The sequence below is a fragment of the Minwuia sp. IMCC3009 genome (assembly GCF_029909415.1).
Lineage (GTDB): Bacteria > Pseudomonadota > Alphaproteobacteria > Minwuiales > Minwuiaceae > Minwuia.
In genome coordinates this window covers 1454045-1471474 of sequence record NZ_CP123781.1, presented here as the reverse complement: position 1 = coordinate 1471474, position 17430 = coordinate 1454045, and the positions used below count along the sequence as shown (strand labels likewise).

Genomic DNA, 17430 nt, shown 5'->3' with positions numbered 1-17430 from the left:
CAACTTCCCCTGCGAACAGGGCGCTGGATGCATGTGACCGGTTCGGCGGGGTTTTGCGGATACCCCCCTTCCCCCGCAGTCCGGCCCCGCGACGGGACCGCCTCCGTTCAGGTCGTGTGCCAGTCCTGCAGGTCGGCCTTGCCGAAGGTTTCATAGGCTTCCACGACATCGATCTCCCTCGCGATGACGCCCTCGTCCGAGACCATTCGGGAGGGATGAAGCAGCCTGCGACCCAGCGGTCGCCCGTCAGCAGGATCGAACGTCGATTTCTCGAACCCTCGTGCATTGCAGTTGAAGATCAGGGCGGGAGCGTCCTTGCCTGCAGAGAACCAGTGGGCATTGCGCGCCCATTCGTGGGCCAGAAGACGGCTGCCGACGGGCAGTTGGCCGCTCGACAATGGTTTCAACAGAACATGATTGCCGTCGATCCGGCGCACACGCTCATACTCACGGCCCGAGATCCGTCCCTCCAGTATCACCTGCACCGAAGTCACATTGTGATGGTGATGCGGCGGATGCACCTCACCAGGCTGCAGGTGGATGATGCTGATGGTGATATCGCGTCCGCCGAAGTCCTTGCGCCAGATCGTGACATCCGCGCCCTTGCTCCGCGCCTGATCGGCGGCAGCGGCGACCGTCTGCTGAACGTCATCGCGTTCCAGCGCGGCAATCACGCCTCGCTGGAAACCGGCACCGTCGATTTTTCCCTCCTCGAAGTCCGATAGCAGCGGATCAAGCTGCGTGCGAAAGGGGCCATCGTGATCGACGTCCGGCCTTGCCTCACCCATGCGGCTGTTGTTGGGAACAGATGAGACGGTCATTGCAGGTCGGCCTCATAGCTTCTGAGGCCCTTGCGGATGTGTTCCCGCCGTTCCGCGCCGATCATGTCATCGCCGCTGCGGTAGATGTCGGCCACCCGCTTTGCCATATCAGAGATGGTCTGGCTGTCCTCACTGTTCGAACGCCTGACCCGCAGCACCGTATCGCCGCCATAGGTCGGTATCGGCGATGTGACCCTGTCGGTCGGCAGCATCGGATCCTCACCCTTGCCGTGGTTCTTGATCGCGTTCCTGAGCCGACGGCGGTAGAGGCTGACACCCCGGTCGGTGGCACCCAGCCGCTCACGCTTGTGCACCGTGCGCGGGCCCTGGCTCGACCAGGCCTCGTAGTCGCCGGGGTCGCGCTGCATCTCCTCGTACGACCGCTGGTCGGTCTGGCCATAGAAGTCGACGCTGTTATAGCCGCAGAGATCCTTCCGTCCCCGCCCGTGAGGATCGGTCTCCTCGTTGAAATGTCGCCAGGCGATGGTGATGGAGTTCTCGTCATCCACAGGCACCACCCACCGGGTCAGCCCCGTCCGCACGAAGTAGGTCGACTTGTCGCCATCGACATGCATCCCCCCGTTCTGGGAGAAGTTCGGCAGCATGTGGTCGTGAATGCGGAACCAGAGGAAATCCTCCACCCGACGCGTGGAGGTATAGAAGATGCCGTTGCCCGCCGCCCGCTCGTGATAGTCGACGGTCGGCAGGTTCACCAGATTGGCCTGGAACTGCACCCGGTTCATCAGCGAATGCAGGAAGGACACATGATAGGGATCGATGCCGTTCTCGAACATCTGCACCCAGTTCGCGGGTGATGGCACCAGATAGGGCACCATCTCGTCATCCGGCAGATCCATGGTGTCGAAGTAGGGGAACGCGGGCATCAGCTCGGGCGGTCCCATGTAGGCGAAGATCATGCCCTTGAACTCGACGACCGGATAGGCGCCGTGGCACGTCCGCCCCGCAATCTTGCTGGTGGCCGGTTCGCCGGGGGTTTCCAGGATCGTTCCGTCGGTCCCGAACAGCCAGCCATGGTAGCAGCAGCGCAGCCCCCGATCCGTCACGATGCCATACTCCAGCGAGGCATTGCGGTGACTGCAGAGCAGGTGCAGCAGGCCATATTCGCCGGTCTTGCCACGGAACAGGACCAGGTCCTCGCCCAGCCGCCGGATACGCAGCGGCAGTTCACCGACCATCGACGCCATGGCGATCGGATGCCAGTAGCGGCGCAGGTATTCGCCACACGGCTCGCCGGGGCCGACCTTCGTAAGCTCGTCATCAGGCGCCAGCGATTGCAGGTTGTTGCGTTCATAGCCCTTGAAAGCGCCGGTTGGCAGTTCGGGTATCGAAGTCATGCGATTTTCCTGTGGTCTTGTGCCATGGTGCAGTGCACCATGATCGTCTGAACCGGAGGTGGTCCAATGCGGGATGAGGCTGGCAGAGAGCCGTCGGCAGGTGCGAACTGGCTGGCGGCAGACATGCAGGGAGTAACCATCACGCCCGGAGAACTGACCGGTGTCGAACGGACAGCCCTTCGGTTGAATGAGGTGACGCGCGACTTTGCGGACGCGGAACCCTTCATCTGCGACCCGTTTGCCTTCGGCGCCGCGCTGCGCCAGGCATCGGACGGCTCGTGATGGGCGAGGTTGCACAGCTCTCCGAGAAGATGGTCCGGGGTGAGGCCACAAGCGTGGCGCTTGCCGAGGAGCGGCTTGCCGGCATCGCCGGGACTGCGGTCAACCTCAACTGCTTCATTCATGTCGCTGCGGAGAGCGCCCTGACAGCCGCCGGAAATGCCGACCGTGAGCGTGGCGCGGGACGCACGCGCGGTCCCCTGCACGGCATTCCCATGGCCTGGAAGGATGTGCTGGTCACGGCGGAGCGGCGACCGACCGGCGGCGCGATTCCGTCGCAGGAATCCGGGGGACCGCAATCGACCATCGCGGACCGCCTGCTCGCGGCGGGCGCGGTCCCGCTGGGGGCGCTCAACATGGATGAATTCGCAGCCGGCGGAACCGGGGCCAACGCGCACTTCGGGCGCTGCACCAACCCCTGGGACACGCGCCGCATCACCGGCGGTTCGTCCGGCGGATCCGCCGCTGCGGTCGCCGCCGGGCTGGTGCCTTTCTCCATCGGGTCCGACGCGGGAGGATCGACCCGCCTGCCCGCTGCCATGTGCAGCGTCACGGGCCTGAAGCCGACCTATGGACGGATCAGCCGCAGCGGTGCGCTCGCCAGAAGCTGGTCCATGGACTGTCTTGGCCCCGTGGCCCGCTCCGCAGAAGATTGCGCCACGGTGTTCCAGGTGATCGCCGGACCTGACCCGGCGGACCCGACCACGCTCGGCGCGCCCGCTGTCGCGCCCTTGCCACAGACGCTGGACGGCGTCCGGGTCGGCGTTGCGCTGTCCGACGCGGACGAAGGCATCGCGGACTGGACGCGCCAGGCACTCACGGAAGCGGTGGCGGTGTTCGCGGACCTCGGCTTCGCGCCGTTTCCGGTAGAGTTGCAGCATGTGGCTGCCTGCAACGACCTGCAGCAGATACTCGTCAAATGCGAGGCCGCGACAATGCACGGCAGACGTCTGCGCGAAGCCCCGGAAACCATCGGGATCGAGGCGCGCAGCGTCATTCGCGAAGGGCTTCTGATCCCGGCGACACGCTACATCGAGGCGCTTTCCCTGCGTCAGCCGATGCTTGAGCGTTTCGTGTCGGCGGCCTTCGCCAGCGCCGATGTCATCCTGGCGCCGGTCTATCCCGATGAGGCGCCGGAGGCGGATGCCGGGGACCGCGATCCCCGTTCGATCGAGGCCGCCTTCACCGCCTCCGCGCGACATACCCGCTACGCCAATTATCTCGGATTGCCCGCACTGAGCGTGCCCGCGGGCTTCGGCCCGAACGGCATGCCGCTGGCGTTCCAGCTGATCGGACGTCCGTTCTCGGAGAGCCTGCTGCTGGCCACCGCCATGCGGTTCCAGAGCGTCACATCCTTCCATCTGCGACGGCCGCCGGTCCATCTTCAGACCGCATAGTCCGGGCAGACATCCTTCGCGAGCTTCGTCAGAGCGGTCCAGTCGCGTCCATTCTCATCGACGGGGCCGCGCGCAGCCATCTGGCCGGCGGCATGTGCGACGGTCTTCTCGTCGGGCCAGACAAGGTGCTCGATACCGCCGACGCTCATGGCCGCGACCTGCGCCCGGCAGGCCATTTCGAGATAGTGATGCCGGAAGAATGCCTCCGCGACCGTGCGGCCGGTGACGAGCACACCATGATTGCGCAGGATCATCACGTCGTTCCCGGCCAGGTCACGCACCAGCAGGCGCCGCATCTCCGGCTCGAACTCGAACCCGTGAAAGTCGTGGTAGCTCAGCTTGTCGTGAAAGATCAGCGCATGCTGCGACAGAGGCAGCAGACCGCATTTCTGCGCGCCGATGGCCATGTTGGCCGGACTGTGCGTGTGAAACACCGCATTCACGTCGGGACGCGCATCCAGGATACCACCGTGAATGACCAGTCCGCCCGGGCTGACCCGCCCTGCGGGAGAGCTCGGGTCATCACCATGAAAACCGGAACTCAGCAGGCTGGAGGCGGTCACCTGCTCGAACATCTCGTCTTCGCGCTTGATCAGGAAATGGTCGGGCCGATCCGGAATCCGCACTGACAGGTGGTTGTAGGTCAGGTCATCGAAACCGGATCGCTGGATCATGCGGTGGGCCAGCGCGAGGTGCTGGCGCTGCCGCCATTCCGCGGCGGTGAACCGGGCGTCCTGCCCGGAGTCTTTCGTGCTTGCTTGCATTCTGTCAGTCCTCCAGCAGAAAGCCGCTTTCCGGTTGCCAGACAACGCCCACCTCGGCGCCGGCCGTCAGTCCGGCGACAGCGCTCGGGTGCATGTCCACGACGAATGTCTGCGCCATGCCGATGCCCACCTCGATCTTGATGACGTTGCCGACGAACCGGGTCGACATGATCTGACCATCCAGCCGGTTGGCACCGTTGACGGCGGTTTCCTTGGGCACGATCGTCAGTTGCTCGGGGCGGACACCAAGTACCGCCGAACCCGTGGGCACCCGCCGCTCCGCAGGCATGACCACCTTGATCTCGCTGCCATTGAAGCCTGCAACCGCATGATCGGAACGCTGCTCCGCGCCGGTTACGGGCAACAGGTTGATCTGGCCGATGAAGTCCGCAACGAACTTGGTCTTCGGCGTGTCGTAGAGTTCCTCCGCCGACCCGATCTGTTCCAGCACGCCCTCGTTCATGACCGCGATGCGGTCGGACATGTTCATGGCTTCGATCTGGTCATGCGTGACGTAGATTGTCGTGATACCGAGGCTCTTCTGGATATTGCGCAGCTCGATCTGCATCGATTCCCGCAACTTCAGGTCCAGCGCGCCCAGCGGCTCGTCCATCAGCAGCACCCGTGGCGTATGTGCCACCGCGCGGGCGACAGCGACCCGCTGCTGCTGGCCGCCGCTCAGTTCCGTCGGATAGCGGTCCTTCACCCCTGGCAACTCGACCAGCTGCAGCAGGTCCCAGACCCGTGTCTTGATCTCGCCCGCTGACGCACCGCGTTCCTTCAGGGCAAAACCGATGTTTTCTTCGATCGTCATGTGCGGGAACAGGGCATAGTCCTGAAAGACCATGCCGATGCCGCGCTTCTGCGGCGGTTTCCCCGTCACGTCCTCGTCGCCGATATAGACAGACCCTTCTGTCGGTTGGATGAAGCCGGCCACCAGTCGGAGGGTGGTGGTCTTGCCACATCCGGACGGGCCGAGAAGCGTCAGGAACTCACCCTCCCGAATATCAAGATCCAGAGGCTGCAGCGCCGTGAAGTTGCCATAGCGCTTTACGGCCTTGCGGAAAGTAACCTTGGACATCTGCAGTACTGCTCCTGATGTTCGAGAGGGTGAGGAGTCTGATCGTGATGGTGCGCCCTACTGGGTGGACACCATCCGATTCCACTGGTCGATCCAGTCGCTGGTATCGACCTTGGAGTAATCGACGCGCAGGGCCTTCGCGATCATTGCAGGATCGAGTTCCAGCATCTCGGACAGCACCGGATCTTCGCCAAGCCTGGCGATCACTTCCTGGTTGACCGGCATGACGCCGTTCTTGGTGGCCGCCCGGTACTGGAAGTCGCTGCCGACATACTCGTTGATGAACCAGACAGCGGCTTCCTTGTGCTCACTGGACTTCATGACGCCGAGCCAGCCTTCCTTGGCAACACCCTTGATCTTGTCGTTGATCACGGGATGCACGCTGGTCACCGGATAACCGGCATTCTTGGCGCGCACGCACCAGCCGGCATGGACCACGGCGGCATAGATGTCGCCGCTGCCGAACTGCGTGATGGTCTCGCCGCCGCGCGACCAGAACTTCAGCGCCTTCAGGCTCTTGATGAGTTCGATGCCGGGTTCGACATTGACCTCGTCACCACCCGCCGCATAGGCGAAGCCGCCAAAGTTGGCCAGACCGCCGCCCGACGTGATGTCCGGGATGGAGATACGGCCTTCCAGCGCGGGGATCGCCAGATCCGAATAGGTGGTCGGCCGCGCGACACCAAGCTCCGCGAACTTGTCCTTGTCGTAACAGATGGTTTCCTGCGTATTCCAGGACGCGACCATCATGTCGTTGTACTGGAAGTCGGCCAGGTACTTGGTGTTGGGGACCTTCGACAGGTCGATCTTGGCAAGGAAGTCCGTTGCCGCGAAGTCAGGGACCTGCGCGTCCAGGATCTCCATCACGTCGAACGGCGCCCGTCCGCGCCCGGCGATCAGTTTCGCGAGGTTTGCCTGCGGGCTGCCGGTCACATATTCGATCTTGCCGCCCAGGGCCTCGAACTTCGGGGTGATGGTCGCGTCGAGGCTTTCCTTCCACGATCCGCCAAAGGTGGCGACCCGCAGTGTCACACCGTCGAACTTGCCGTCCGCCGCGGCGGGCAGCGCCAGTGCGCTCACGATACCGGCAACCGCCAGTCCCGTCGTCAGCCGTGTCATCGATTTCATGCTCATTGTCTGGTTCCTTCTTATCCGGTGGGGACAGGGGCGCTGCGGCACCGGGACCGGCACCGCAGCGCGGGCAGTCAGTTCGTCACGATGGCCCGGGTCCACTGATCGACCCAGTCACTGATGTTGACCTGCGAGTAGTCGATGCGGAGCTGCTTCCCGAGCTTCGCGGGATCGAGTTCAAGCATCTGCTTGAGCACGGGATCGGAACCCAGCTTCGCGACAACTTCCTTGTTGGTCGGGAAGACGCCCGTCTGCGTGGCAAGGGTGAACTGATTGTCGATGCCAACGAACTCGTTCACGTACCAGAGCGCCGCATCGTAGTTCTTGGATGACTTCATGATCCCGAGGCGGCCGTACTTCTGCACCCCGACAATGTCGTCCTTGATGACCGGATGAACGGTCTGCACGGGACTGCCGGCATTCTTGGCACGCACGCACCAGCCTGCGTGAACCACGGCGGCATAGATGTCGCCGGTCTGGAACTGGGTCACGGTCTCACCGCCGCGCGACCAGAACTTCAGCACGTTCATGTCCTGGATCAGGTCGATGCCGGGCTTGACGTTCTTCAGGTCACCACCCGCCGCGATACTGATTGCCGCGAAGTTGGCAAGGCCACCGCCGGAGGTGATGTCGGGGATCGAGATCCGGCCCTTCAGTTCCGGGGTCACCAGATCGCGATAGGTTGTCGGCGCAGGCAGACCCAGTTCGGCGTACTTCTCGGTGTTGTAGCAGATGGTTTCCTGCGTCAGCCAGGACGCCATGCCCATCTCGTTGTACGACCAGGATTCCAGGTACTTGGTGTTCGGCACCTTCGAGAGGTCGATCTTCGCCAGATAGTCGGTCTGGGCGAAGTCGGGAAGCTGCGCGTCCAGGATCTCCATCACGTCGAACGGGGCGCGTCCGCGCGCTGCAATCAGCTTGGCGAAGTTCGCCTGCGGACTGCCGGTGACAAATTCGATCTTGCCGCCCAGCGCCTCGAACTTCGGGACGATCGATTGCTCGATCGCGGCCTTGTTGGAGCCACCCCATGTCGCGATGCGCAGCGTGACCCCATCGAACTTGCCATCCGCCATGGCCATGGGACTGAGAGCGATTGAAGCTGTCAGCGCCGAAAGCACCGTCAGTGTCCTTGCAATTCCGTGTCTCACCACTTGGTCTCCTCTGTTGCTATCCCTTTCGGGAAGGGGCCTCCCAATTTCGGCACGGGGATCTATCGTCCCTTTCCTGTGCCGCCGATCTTCAGAAGTGCGTCCAGTCCGACGACCCGCTGCACCACGATCATCACGACCAGGCAGAACAGGATGACGAGCGTGCCGGAGGCCAGGATCGACGGATCGAAGTCGTTCTCCAGCGCCGAGAACAGCTCGACCGGATAGGTCACGTAGCCTGGTGCGGTAAGGAAGATGGACAGCGGAACGTCGCCGAACGACACCATGAAGGCGTAGAGCGCGCCCGCGTAGACACCGGGCATGATGACGGGCAGCGTGACCCGCCTGAAGGTACGCCAGGGGCTGGCGCCAAGGCTCAGGGCGGCCTCTTCCAGACGGTGATCGAACCGCTGCAGCACAGCCACGACCGTGCCGACGACATAGGGGATGGCAATGAAGATGTGGCCGATGGCCAGACCGATGAAGCTGCCCTGCGCGAAGAAGCCGGTGGCGTCGCCGACCAGATAGTACATCTGCAGGAAGGCGATGCCGCTGACCACGGCGGGGATCTGCAGCGGCGACCGGAAGACGACCCCGATCAGCGTCTTGCCGGGCAGGTTGGAGCGTACAAGGCCCAGGGCTGCCGGCACGCCGATGATGACGGCAGAGAGTGATGCAAGGCTGGCCAGGGCAAAGCTCAGTCCCAGAGCCTCGAACTGCTGCATCGGGATCTCGAAATACCATTCGATCGATGGCGATGCGGGCGGGAACTCGATCGCCGCATACTCGCCACCGCCATTGAAGGAGGCACCGATGACCACGATCAGCGGCGCATGCAGGAAGACATAGGCCAGCACCACCATGACCCACTTGAGCCAGAAATTGACGGCCTGGCGGCTGCGCCAGCGCATTGCCTTTCCGGCGGCCACCGCACGTGTGTCCGGTGTCGCGCGCACCGCGTCTGCGGCGATCAGACCATCCTCACGGGCGCTCATGCCAGCACCCCGCGTGCGAAGTGCATCCGGCGTATCAGAATGATCGACAGCACGTTGATCAGGATGACCGCGACCAGCAGTACGGCGGCGAGCGTCCCGGCCATCGAATATTTCACTTCCATCATGATCGTGCGCTGGATCAGGACCGGCAGCGTGAAGACCTTGCCCCCGCCCAGCAGCGCGGCCGATGTGAAGGCCCCCATGCACATGTTGAAGACCATCAGCCCGCCCGCGACCAGCCCCGGCATCGCCAGCGGCAGGATCACGCGACGGAACATCCGGGGGCGGCTCGCCCCATGGATCTCGGCAGCCTCCTCCAGCGATGTCGGGATCGTCTGCACGACGCTGTAGAGCGTCAGCACACCGAACCCCAGCGTGAAGTACATCAGCCCGATGACGACACCTTCCTGGGTGCCGATGATCGAATAGGGTTCGGTCGTGATCCCGGTCGACATCAGGAACTGGTTCAGCCAGCCGTCCGCCGAGAAGATGATGATGATCCCGAAGACCTTGATCACGATGGTGATGAAGGTCGACACGACGATGCCCGACAGCAGGATCATGCCCCAGCTCGAGCGCATCCGGGCGATCACGTAGGCAACCGGGAAGCTGAACACCAGCGTGCAGATGGTGGCGAGCGCCGAGACCTTGACCGTGATCCAGAGGGTCGTGAGATAGAAGCCGTCGGTGAAAACCCGGACGTAGTTCACGAGGTCGAGGGTATCGCCCGTCCTGCCCAGCCCCAGATCCTTGTAGAAGCTGCCTTCCAGAAACAGTGTCTGGGAGACGGACAAAAGGATGAAGGTGAACAGGAAGGAAGGAATCAGAAGCAGATCCCAGCGAACGGTCACGCGCGTGTCTCCGTCAGCAGTTCAGGCTTGCGCTCGGGGGAAGGTCGTTCGATCTCGTTCAGCAGGGGCGCACCAGTGCTGAAGCGTTTCGCGTTCTCGAGGATCAGCTCCGCGAGCGTGGCCAGCCGGCGGGGATCACCGAAGCCGCCGACATGCGGCGTCAGGATGACATTGTCGAAGGACCAGAGCGGGCTGTCGGAGGGCAATGGCTCGACCTCGAAGACATCCAGTCCGGCCCCGCCGAGCCGCTTCTGCGAGAGCGCATCGATCAGGGCTTTCTCGTCAACGACGCCGCCCCGGGAGATGTTGACCAGCAAGGCCGTCGGCCTCATCCGGTCGAGGAAGGCGGCATCGATCAGCCGCTCGGTTGCGGCATTCAGCGGTACCGCAGGCACCACGATGTCCACATCGTCAAGCTGGCCGAGAAGTCCCGCCATGTCGGTGACCACGCGGGCCTGCTGGCGCACCCCGGGTGCGACGGTCTCAGGGTCGCGGACAACGGCAATGATGTCCGCGCCGAACGCTGCGATCCGGGTGGCGATGGCCTGCCCGATGGCGCCCATTCCGATGATCGCAACCCGGGTCCCCTCCAGGACCGTCACGGATTCGCGGATCCTCTCCCGGTCCCAATGGCCCTCGGCCTTCTGTGCTTCCGCCAGTGGCAGCCGACGCAGCAGACCCAGGATCAGTGCCAGCGCATGTTCGGCAACCGTCCCGGCCCAGAGCGCGCCTGCCGTGGAGATCCGGACACCATCCGGAATGCCGAAGTGAAGCAACCGGTCATAGCCGGTCGATCCCGCCTGCACCCAGGCCAGGTCCCGTGACCGGTCGAAGCATTCGGCCAGACGGTCATTGTAGGACCCGCTGTAGAGCGCGGCGGCTGTCGCGCCGGGCAACTGCCGCGCAAAGGTGCCCTCGTCACCCGCCAGGACAAGGTCGATGTCCGATGCACCGGCGAAGGCGGATGTCAGTTCCGGCTGCATGTCGGGCAGGAAGGCGACCAGTCTCATCTGTCACCTCCACTGCGGGAGGGTGCGGGATATTCCGTCATCCAGTGCCGGGCGATGTCGATCCGGCGGGTGATCCACAAGTCATCGCGCGCCGCCATCTCGTCGAGGAACGATGCCAGAGCCCGCGCCCGTGCAGGATGGCCGATGACGCGGGCGTGCAGTCCGACGGACATCATCTTCGGATGGGTTGCCCCCTCCTCCACCAGCATCTCCACACTGTCGCGCAGGAATGTCGTGAACTGTTCGCCGATGGACATGCCGCCGCGGACGAACTTGGTATCGTTCGTGGTCAGCGAATAGGGAACCACCAGATGGGATGCCCCCTGAACCTGCTTCCAGAACGGCAGTTCGTCCGCATAGGAATCACTGTCATAGGTGAAGCCACCATGTTCGACGATCAGCCGCCGGGTGTTCAGTCCCGGTGAGTAGCGGCAGTACCAGCCGCCGGGTGCCGTGCCCGTGAGCCGCTCGATGATCGTGTAGGCCTCGGCGATCTGGTGGCGCTCTTCCGCCTCATCCAGGTCGGTGTGCTTGATCCAGCGCAATCCGTGCGCGCAGATGTCATAGCCCCCGTCCACGATGGCATCGACCACCGCCGGATTGCGTTCCATCGCCCGCGCACAGGCGAAGACGGTCAACGGCAAGCCCCGTTCGCGGAAGAGCCTGAGCAGCCGCCAGACGCCGACGCGGGCGCCATATTCGAACATGGATTCCGCCGCGAGGTCGCGACCGGACACACCGGAGGCGGCGGTACCAAGCTCGGTCAGACCCGAGTCGGACACGCCGTCCCCGTCCAGGTGGCTGGGTTCCGAGCCTTCCTCGTAGTTCAGGACGAAATTGAGTGCCAGACGCGCACCGCCGGGCCATCTGGGGTCCGGTGGGGTCGGGCCGTAGCCGACGAGATCGCGATCCAGTTCTACAGGCATGCGCGCACCAGCCCATTGATCGAAGCCGCGTCTTCCAGATGATCGATCGCCTCGATGATGGCGTTCTGTCTGCCCCGGTCATGGCGCGCCGCGCCAAGCCGGAACTTGCCGATCATTTCCGACGACGGCATCGGATTGGTCCGGCTGCCGCGATTGACCGGCTCGACATGGCGATGCACGACCCCGTCAGACATCGTGACCTCCAGCACCCCCCGGAACCCGGCAGGTGCCTTGACGGTGTCGGTCGCGTAGGTGAAGCGCTCCGCCAGTGACAGGACAGTCCGGTCGCCGATCACCTCTTCCGAGTAGTCATCCGGCCCAAGCGCACCACGATGCAGCGCGACGGAGACCGCGTATGGCAGGCTGGCGCGCGCGTGGGTCGGTGTCAGCGGAACGCGCTTGGCATCCATGGGTTCGCAGATCAGGGGCTGGTATGTCGTCCCGACCAGCGCCCGGATTGCCGTGACATCGGCTGTGCCGCCTTCGATCTTGCCATGGATCGCCAGTGCCGCATCGACGAACGGATGGATCGCATGGGCACAGGGATACGGCTTGAACGAACAGTCCAGCATCGTCCAGCGCGTGCCCAGTCCGTCAGTCACCGTGTCCAGATCGAACGGGTAATCCGCGTCCTGGACGTGCGAGCGGTAGAGACCGAAACGGCCTTCCAGGATGGATGCAGGACCCGTGAAACCGGCCTTCGCCAGGCTTGCTGCGGCCATGCCGGCATGGCAGGCCCAGCCCGGGTGCAGCGTCTTGGACCATGTGCCGTCGGCGAAGGCTTCCATCAGTCCCGCGGCCTGGCTGCCCGCGATGCCTGCCGCATGAACGGCCTGAGCGGCCGTGCCGCCGGTCAGGACCGTGGCCGTGATCGCAACCGCAAGCGTGCCGACCACACTGGTCGGGTGAAACCCGTGCCGGTGAAAGCCGCCCGGCGCACCGGATCCGATCCGGCAGTTGATCTCGTTGCCGATCGCGATTGCGTGCAGGACCTCCAGCCCCGTCAGTTTCCGCGCCTGCCCCAACGCCAGCGCCATGGGCACGATGGCCGCACTGGGGTGAACAACGGAAAGGTCGTGCGTGTCATCGAAATCGGCGGCATGGGCCAGCGTGCCGTCGATCAGTGCCGCCAGCCCTGCGGGCAGACAGTCGCCGGTTCCGAGGGAGAACGCGTCCGAGCCGCTCCCCATCTCCAGCGCTGCAGTACGCACGGCGCGACCGATGGGCGTGTCCGCCGCTCCCAGGATCAGGCCCAGGGTGTCCAGCAGCCGCAGCTTGGTATCCGCCAGCACCTCGTGCGGCAGGTCCTCGGCGCGGCTTTGCGCGCACCATTCCGACAGTTGCGTCGTCAGGCCCAGCGGCGCGGTCGCGGCATCCGGTGTCATGTTGCGGGCTTCAGACAACACGCTTCACCAGTTTCTCGCGCATATGTTCGCCAGCCATGATCGGCGGATAGGCAGCGGGGTGACTTGCGGTGACACAGCCGGGCAATGCCTCGACCATGCTGTCGTAGTTGGGGTGCAGGAAGTAGGCCATGGACTGACGGTCCGGCTGCGTGCCATCGACAGTGGGTGGATTGGCCACGCGATGCAGCGTCGAACGCCACTGGTCGTTGGTCCAGCGGGCCATCATGTCGCCGATATTGACGACCAGCGTCCCCGGTATGTCCGGCACATCATACCAGTCGCCATCGTCGCCCTGGACCTGCAGACCGCCGACCGTTTCCGACCGCAGGAGCAGGGTCAGACTGCCGAAATCGGTGTGCATTCCGGTGCGGAGCTGTCCCTCCTCGGGGGCTGTCTGAAGTGCCGGATAGAGATTTGTCGTCCCGGTGCTGAAATGCCGGTCGATCCGACTGGCGAAATAGTCTTCCGGCAGGCCCAAGCCCAGTGCGAAGGCGGTCATGAGGTCGCTGCCCAGCCGTTCGAAGGCCCGGTAGAGCTCTGTCATCGTCTCGCGAAAGCCATCCGGCGCTTCCGGCCAGATATTGGTCGCGTAGAACCTTTCGGCATCCGGATAGGCCGCCACCAGATCACTGTGGTCCTCGGGCGGGCCCATGAAGAACTGCTCCCGCAGGTCCGGCGGGGTGTCGATCCCCAGCGTGGCCGCCAGCCGCTTGGAGGCAAATGCCTGATACCCTCTGGGAATCGTCTTGTCGGGCGGCGCGGCCTGCATCTTCGTGTCGGTGCTCTGGGCGAAGAACGTGCGCGATATGGCAAATGCCCGGTCAATCAGTTCCTGCGGAATTCCGTGGCCGCCAATCACCAGAAAACCGATCGACCGGCAGGCGCGGTCGATCTCGTCGGCAGTGCGCCGCCGCGCAATCTCACCGCCTTCGCGGAAGGGGGCGAAATCGATGACGGGGACGATGTCCTCATCCATGGTGGTCTGCGTCAGCCGGATCATGCAGCGTCCTTCCCGGCGGCCTGAATGGCGCGCCAGACTGCGTATGGTGTTGCGGGCATGTCGATGTGGGTGACACCCAGCGGTGCCAGCGCGTCCATGATCGCGATCATGATGGCCGGCGGCGCACAGATGGCACCAGCCTCGCCGCAGCCCTTCAGGCCCAGCGGGTTGTTCAGGCAGGGCGTCGGCGACCTGGACAGCACCATCTCGGGAAAATCGGCAGCGCGCGGCATGGTGTAGTCAAGGAACGTGCCCGTCATGAGCTGCCCGCTGTCAGGGTCGTGGATGACCTGTTCCATCAGCGCCTGCCCGGCCCCCTGCCCCACACCGCCATGCACCTGGCCATCGACCAGCATCGGATTGATCTCGTTGCCGAAGTCATCGACTGCCGCATATCCGGCCAGACGGACGGTGCCCGTTTCGGGATCGATCTCGACCTCGGCGGTATGCATGCCGTTCGGATAGGTCGGCTCTACCGGCTGGAAAGCGCCATCGGAGGACGGATCACACGCGATCCCCCCAGGCAGGCGGTCCGCATGGGCCAGCCGCGCCAGTTCCGTGATCGCGACGCTGCGATCCGTTCCACTGATGGTGAAAGCGCCCTTCCCGAATGCGATGTCCGCTTCCGCGCACTCCAGCACTGCTGCCGCGACCGGGGTCAGCTTCTCGACCAGCGTATCGACCGCCCGGTGCAGTGCCGAACCGCCCACCGCCAGCGACCGCGACCCGAACGTCCCGACACCCCGGGAGACCTGATCGGTATCGCCCTGATGAAACCTGATCCTGGAAGGATCAAGCGCCAGGCGCTGCGATACCAGCTGCACATGTGCGGTGGCATGGCCCTGTCCCGCTGTCATGCTGCCGACCATCACGTCAGCGCCACCGGAATCATCCAGTTCGATACGCGCGCCTTCCTCCGCACCGCCAGCGGCGCGCTCGACATAGGCTGCGGCGCCAAACCCGCGCAGCAGGCCCCTTGCTTCGCTTTCCGACTTCCGTGACGGGAACCCGTCAAATCCCGAGACCTGTTCCGCAGCCGACAGCACCGCGTCGAAATCACCTGAGTCATAGGTCGCGCCCATCACCGTCCGGAACGGGATCGCGCTCGTCGGGATCAGGTTGCGGCGCCTGAGTTCGAAACCCGAAAGCCCGATCTGCCTTGCCGCCTTGCCGATCAGACATTCCAGCGCATAGATCGCCTCGGGACGGCCGGCACCGCGGTAGGCATCCACCGGCGTCGTATGCGTGAAGTAGCCAGCCGAGCGGATATCGACGGTGGGGATCGTGTAGACCCCGCCGAGTGCGGCCAGACCGACATTGGCCGGCACAGCACCGAACAGGGACTGATAGGCACCCAGGTTGGCCTTCACGTTGGCCCGCAGTCCCAGGAACCGGCCCTCCTGATCCAGCGCCAGTTCCAGGTTCCAGATCATGTCGCGACCGGCGGCATCCGACTGGAAGCTCTCGTTGCGGCTGGCGACCCATTTCACCGGTGCATTCAGACGTCGTGCAGCCCAGAGCACCAGGGCCTGCTCCCGGTAGATCGGCGCCTTGGTTCCGAACCCGCCACCCGTATCCGGGGTGATGACCCGGAGTTCATCGGGCGGAATTCCGAACATGTCGCGTGCCAGCACGTCGCGCGTCAGATGCGGCGCCTGCGTGCCCGTTGTGACGGCGTATCTGCCCGACACGGGGAAAGCGATCGCGCTGCGTGTCTCCATGGGGGCAGCCGCAACCCGCTGATTGACCAGACGGATGGTGACCCTGTGCGCGGCCTTCTCGAACGCGGCATCGGTCTCGGCCGTGTCGCCATGGTGCAGGCTGTAACCGGGCTCGGCAGCCTCATCCATCGGAGAGAGCGCGAACGGCAGGGCGTCATACTCGACGTCGATCAGGTCCAGGGCGGCCTGGGCCGTCGCAAGGTCCTCGGCGACGATCAGGCCGATCGGCTCCCCGACATATCGAACGGTCTCGTGCGGCAGGATGCGGACATCCGGCCCATCGACGGCCAGCGGCACACCCTTCAAAGTCGGAACATTGTTGGGCGGGATCGTTCCGAGATCATCGGCCAGCGCGTCCTTGCCGGTGAGGATCGCGGCGACTCCGTCAAGTTCGCATGCGGCTGAAACATCGAACCGGGTGATCCTGCCATGCGGGCAATCGGACCGGATCACCAGTGCAACAAGCGCTCCGGTATGATCCAGATCTTCGAGGTAGGCGCCCCTGCCGCGCAGGAAGCGTTCGTCTTCAAGGCGGCGCGGCGCGCCACCAAACCGAAAATCCGACGAAGGTGCATGCTCATACCCCATCAGAACGGCCGGTCCCCCTGCGTCTGGGTCCGGAACATCAGGCGGATCTCGCTGGAGTCGTCGTAGCTCGTCGCGCAATGCATCAGGCAGCGATTGTCCCAGACCGCCAGGTCCCCCTGCTGCCAGGCGTGCCTGTAGACGAAACGCGCGTCCTCGATATGGGCGAACAGGAAGGTGAGCAGTTCGGCGCTCTCCTCATCACTGACCCCGAGAATGCGGGTCACGGAGTCCGGATCGACGAACAGCGACTTGCGACCGGTTTCAGGATGGGTCCGGACCACCGGATGAGTGACGTCCGGATTGTCGGCCTTCTCCTGAGCACTCAGTTTCCGTGCACGTATGTAATTGCGCTCGTAGCTGGCGACAAAGCTGTGAACCGCCTTCAAAGGCAGCAGTCGCGCCTGCATCTCCTCGGACAGCGCCTCGAAGGCCGCATACATGTCGGAGAAGAGCGTATCGCCCCCGGTCCTGGCAGGCGTCTCGACACCGTAGAGCAGCGTTGCCAGCATCGGCTGTTCACGGAATATCTGATCGGAATGCCAGTAGATGCCATTGTTGGGCGCACCAAGCGGCTTGCCGTCCACCGTATTGTTGGACAGCCGCATGATCTGCGGAAAGTCCGCATCAAGGTACTCGCCAACATGATGCACGACGGGTTCGCCAAACAGGTGACTGACCTGTACCAGCGCCGCCTCGTGCAGTTTCTGCTGCGGAAAGACGATCAGCCTGTGCTCAAGGAAGGCTTCACGGATCACGCCTGCCGCTTCGGCGGAAGGCATCTGCGAGAGGTCGATCTGGTCGACGACACAGCCGAGCGGGGCATCGATCGGCGTGACCCTCGGAAGCTTGCCTGCGCCCGCATGAGCTGCGGCCGGAGCCGGTTCGCTGGTGGCGGATAGGGTCAACGTGGAGCCTCCTGAAGCTGGGTCGGTCAGCCCTTCGGCGGGGCTTTCCTTG

At 64.2% G+C, this 17430-nt stretch carries 16 protein-coding genes; 2 read left to right on the top strand and 14 right to left on the bottom strand.

Translation table 11 applies throughout. The annotated features are described in order from the left end of the window. Positions 1–107: 107 nt before the first annotated feature. Positions 108–821, bottom strand: a complete 714-nt coding sequence (locus QGV55_RS06965; protein ID WP_281017564.1) for a hypothetical protein — start codon at positions 819–821, stop codon at positions 108–110. Then, positions 818–2176 carry an aromatic ring-hydroxylating dioxygenase subunit alpha gene (locus QGV55_RS06960; RefSeq protein ID WP_281017565.1) on the bottom strand — a complete coding sequence of 453 codons (1359 nt, stop codon included), beginning with the start codon at positions 2174–2176 and terminating at the stop codon, positions 818–820. Before QGV55_RS06960 ends, QGV55_RS06965 begins: the two co-directional genes overlap by 4 nt. A gap of 66 nt (positions 2177–2242) precedes the next feature. On the opposite strand from QGV55_RS06960, the gene QGV55_RS06955 reads away from it, so the two are divergent. Next, positions 2243–2458: a hypothetical protein gene (locus tag QGV55_RS06955; RefSeq protein WP_281017566.1), complete on the top strand. Its 216-nt coding sequence runs from the start codon at positions 2243–2245 to the stop codon at positions 2456–2458. Further along, positions 2458–3852, top strand: a complete 1395-nt coding sequence (locus QGV55_RS06950) for an amidase (RefSeq protein ID WP_281017567.1) — start codon at positions 2458–2460, stop codon at positions 3850–3852. The genes QGV55_RS06955 and QGV55_RS06950 overlap by 1 nt, the downstream gene beginning before the upstream one ends. Here QGV55_RS06950 and QGV55_RS06945 read toward each other — a convergent pair. From QGV55_RS06945 to QGV55_RS06890, 12 genes are all read right to left on the bottom strand, one after another. After that, on the bottom strand, positions 3840–4616 hold the full coding sequence (locus QGV55_RS06945) for a class II aldolase/adducin family protein (RefSeq protein WP_281017568.1): 777 nt from the start codon (positions 4614–4616) through the stop codon (positions 3840–3842). The two genes, QGV55_RS06950 and QGV55_RS06945, sit on opposite strands and share 13 nt — an antisense overlap. Positions 4617–4620: 4 nt before the next feature. Further along, positions 4621–5697: an ABC transporter ATP-binding protein gene (locus tag QGV55_RS06940; RefSeq protein WP_281017569.1), complete on the bottom strand. Its 1077-nt coding sequence runs from the start codon at positions 5695–5697 to the stop codon at positions 4621–4623. A gap of 57 nt (positions 5698–5754) precedes the next feature. Beyond that, on the bottom strand, positions 5755–6831 hold the full coding sequence (locus tag QGV55_RS06935) for an extracellular solute-binding protein (RefSeq protein WP_281017570.1): 1077 nt from the start codon (positions 6829–6831) through the stop codon (positions 5755–5757). A 71-nt stretch (positions 6832–6902) separates the two neighbouring features. Next, positions 6903–7976 (bottom strand): extracellular solute-binding protein, encoded by a 1074-nt coding sequence (locus QGV55_RS06930; RefSeq protein WP_281017571.1) that lies wholly within the window; start codon positions 7974–7976, stop codon positions 6903–6905. Positions 7977–8038: 62 nt separating this feature from the next. Beyond that, positions 8039–8971, bottom strand: coding sequence for an ABC transporter permease (locus QGV55_RS06925; protein WP_281017572.1), 933 nt, complete (start codon positions 8969–8971; stop codon positions 8039–8041). Next, positions 8968–9822 carry an ABC transporter permease gene (locus QGV55_RS06920; protein WP_281017573.1) on the bottom strand — a complete coding sequence of 285 codons (855 nt, stop codon included), beginning with the start codon at positions 9820–9822 and terminating at the stop codon, positions 8968–8970. The genes QGV55_RS06925 and QGV55_RS06920 overlap by 4 nt, the downstream gene beginning before the upstream one ends. Then, positions 9819–10832 carry a D-2-hydroxyacid dehydrogenase gene (locus QGV55_RS06915; RefSeq protein ID WP_281017574.1) on the bottom strand — a complete coding sequence of 338 codons (1014 nt, stop codon included), beginning with the start codon at positions 10830–10832 and terminating at the stop codon, positions 9819–9821. The genes QGV55_RS06920 and QGV55_RS06915 overlap by 4 nt, the downstream gene beginning before the upstream one ends. After that, the gene (locus QGV55_RS06910) at positions 10829–11758 is read right to left on the bottom strand and encodes a polysaccharide deacetylase family protein (protein ID WP_281017575.1); all 930 of its coding nucleotides are present in this window, start codon (positions 11756–11758) and stop codon (positions 10829–10831) included. Before QGV55_RS06910 ends, QGV55_RS06915 begins: the two co-directional genes overlap by 4 nt. Continuing rightward, positions 11749–13161, bottom strand: coding sequence for an MmgE/PrpD family protein (locus QGV55_RS06905; RefSeq protein WP_281017576.1), 1413 nt, complete (start codon positions 13159–13161; stop codon positions 11749–11751). The genes QGV55_RS06910 and QGV55_RS06905 overlap by 10 nt, the downstream gene beginning before the upstream one ends. After that, positions 13154–14164 carry a 2-oxoglutarate and iron-dependent oxygenase domain-containing protein gene (locus QGV55_RS06900; RefSeq protein WP_281017577.1) on the bottom strand — a complete coding sequence of 337 codons (1011 nt, stop codon included), beginning with the start codon at positions 14162–14164 and terminating at the stop codon, positions 13154–13156. The genes QGV55_RS06905 and QGV55_RS06900 overlap by 8 nt, the downstream gene beginning before the upstream one ends. Further along, positions 14161–16473: a xanthine dehydrogenase family protein molybdopterin-binding subunit gene (locus QGV55_RS06895; protein ID WP_281017578.1), complete on the bottom strand. Its 2313-nt coding sequence runs from the start codon at positions 16471–16473 to the stop codon at positions 14161–14163. Before QGV55_RS06895 ends, QGV55_RS06900 begins: the two co-directional genes overlap by 4 nt. Further along, positions 16473–17378 carry a TauD/TfdA family dioxygenase gene (locus QGV55_RS06890; RefSeq protein ID WP_281017579.1) on the bottom strand — a complete coding sequence of 302 codons (906 nt, stop codon included), beginning with the start codon at positions 17376–17378 and terminating at the stop codon, positions 16473–16475. The genes QGV55_RS06895 and QGV55_RS06890 overlap by 1 nt, the downstream gene beginning before the upstream one ends. Between the last annotated feature and the right edge of the window lie 52 nt (positions 17379–17430).

Excerpts from the sequence above, each read along its gene's own strand:
- QGV55_RS06935 (WP_281017570.1), bottom strand. The coding sequence starts at position 6,831 with ATGAGCATGAAATCGATGACACGGCTGACGACGGGACTGGCGGTTGCC.
- QGV55_RS06900 (WP_281017577.1), bottom strand. The coding sequence starts at position 14,164 with ATGATCCGGCTGACGCAGACCACCATGGATGAGGACATCGTCCCCGTC.
- QGV55_RS06945 (WP_281017568.1), bottom strand. The coding sequence starts at position 4,616 with ATGCAAGCAAGCACGAAAGACTCCGGGCAGGACGCCCGGTTCACCGCC.
- QGV55_RS06915 (WP_281017574.1), bottom strand. The coding sequence starts at position 10,832 with ATGAGACTGGTCGCCTTCCTGCCCGACATGCAGCCGGAACTGACATCC.
- QGV55_RS06910 (WP_281017575.1), bottom strand. The coding sequence starts at position 11,758 with ATGCCTGTAGAACTGGATCGCGATCTCGTCGGCTACGGCCCGACCCCA.
- QGV55_RS06950 (WP_281017567.1), top strand. The coding sequence starts at position 2,458 with ATGGGCGAGGTTGCACAGCTCTCCGAGAAGATGGTCCGGGGTGAGGCC.
- QGV55_RS06940 (WP_281017569.1), bottom strand. The coding sequence starts at position 5,697 with ATGTCCAAGGTTACTTTCCGCAAGGCCGTAAAGCGCTATGGCAACTTC.
- QGV55_RS06965 (WP_281017564.1), bottom strand. The coding sequence starts at position 821 with ATGACCGTCTCATCTGTTCCCAACAACAGCCGCATGGGTGAGGCAAGG.
- QGV55_RS06925 (WP_281017572.1), bottom strand. The coding sequence starts at position 8,971 with ATGAGCGCCCGTGAGGATGGTCTGATCGCCGCAGACGCGGTGCGCGCG.
- QGV55_RS06895 (WP_281017578.1), bottom strand. The coding sequence starts at position 16,473 with ATGGGGTATGAGCATGCACCTTCGTCGGATTTTCGGTTTGGTGGCGCG.
- QGV55_RS06960 (WP_281017565.1), bottom strand. The coding sequence starts at position 2,176 with ATGACTTCGATACCCGAACTGCCAACCGGCGCTTTCAAGGGCTATGAA.
- QGV55_RS06955 (WP_281017566.1), top strand. The coding sequence starts at position 2,243 with ATGCGGGATGAGGCTGGCAGAGAGCCGTCGGCAGGTGCGAACTGGCTG.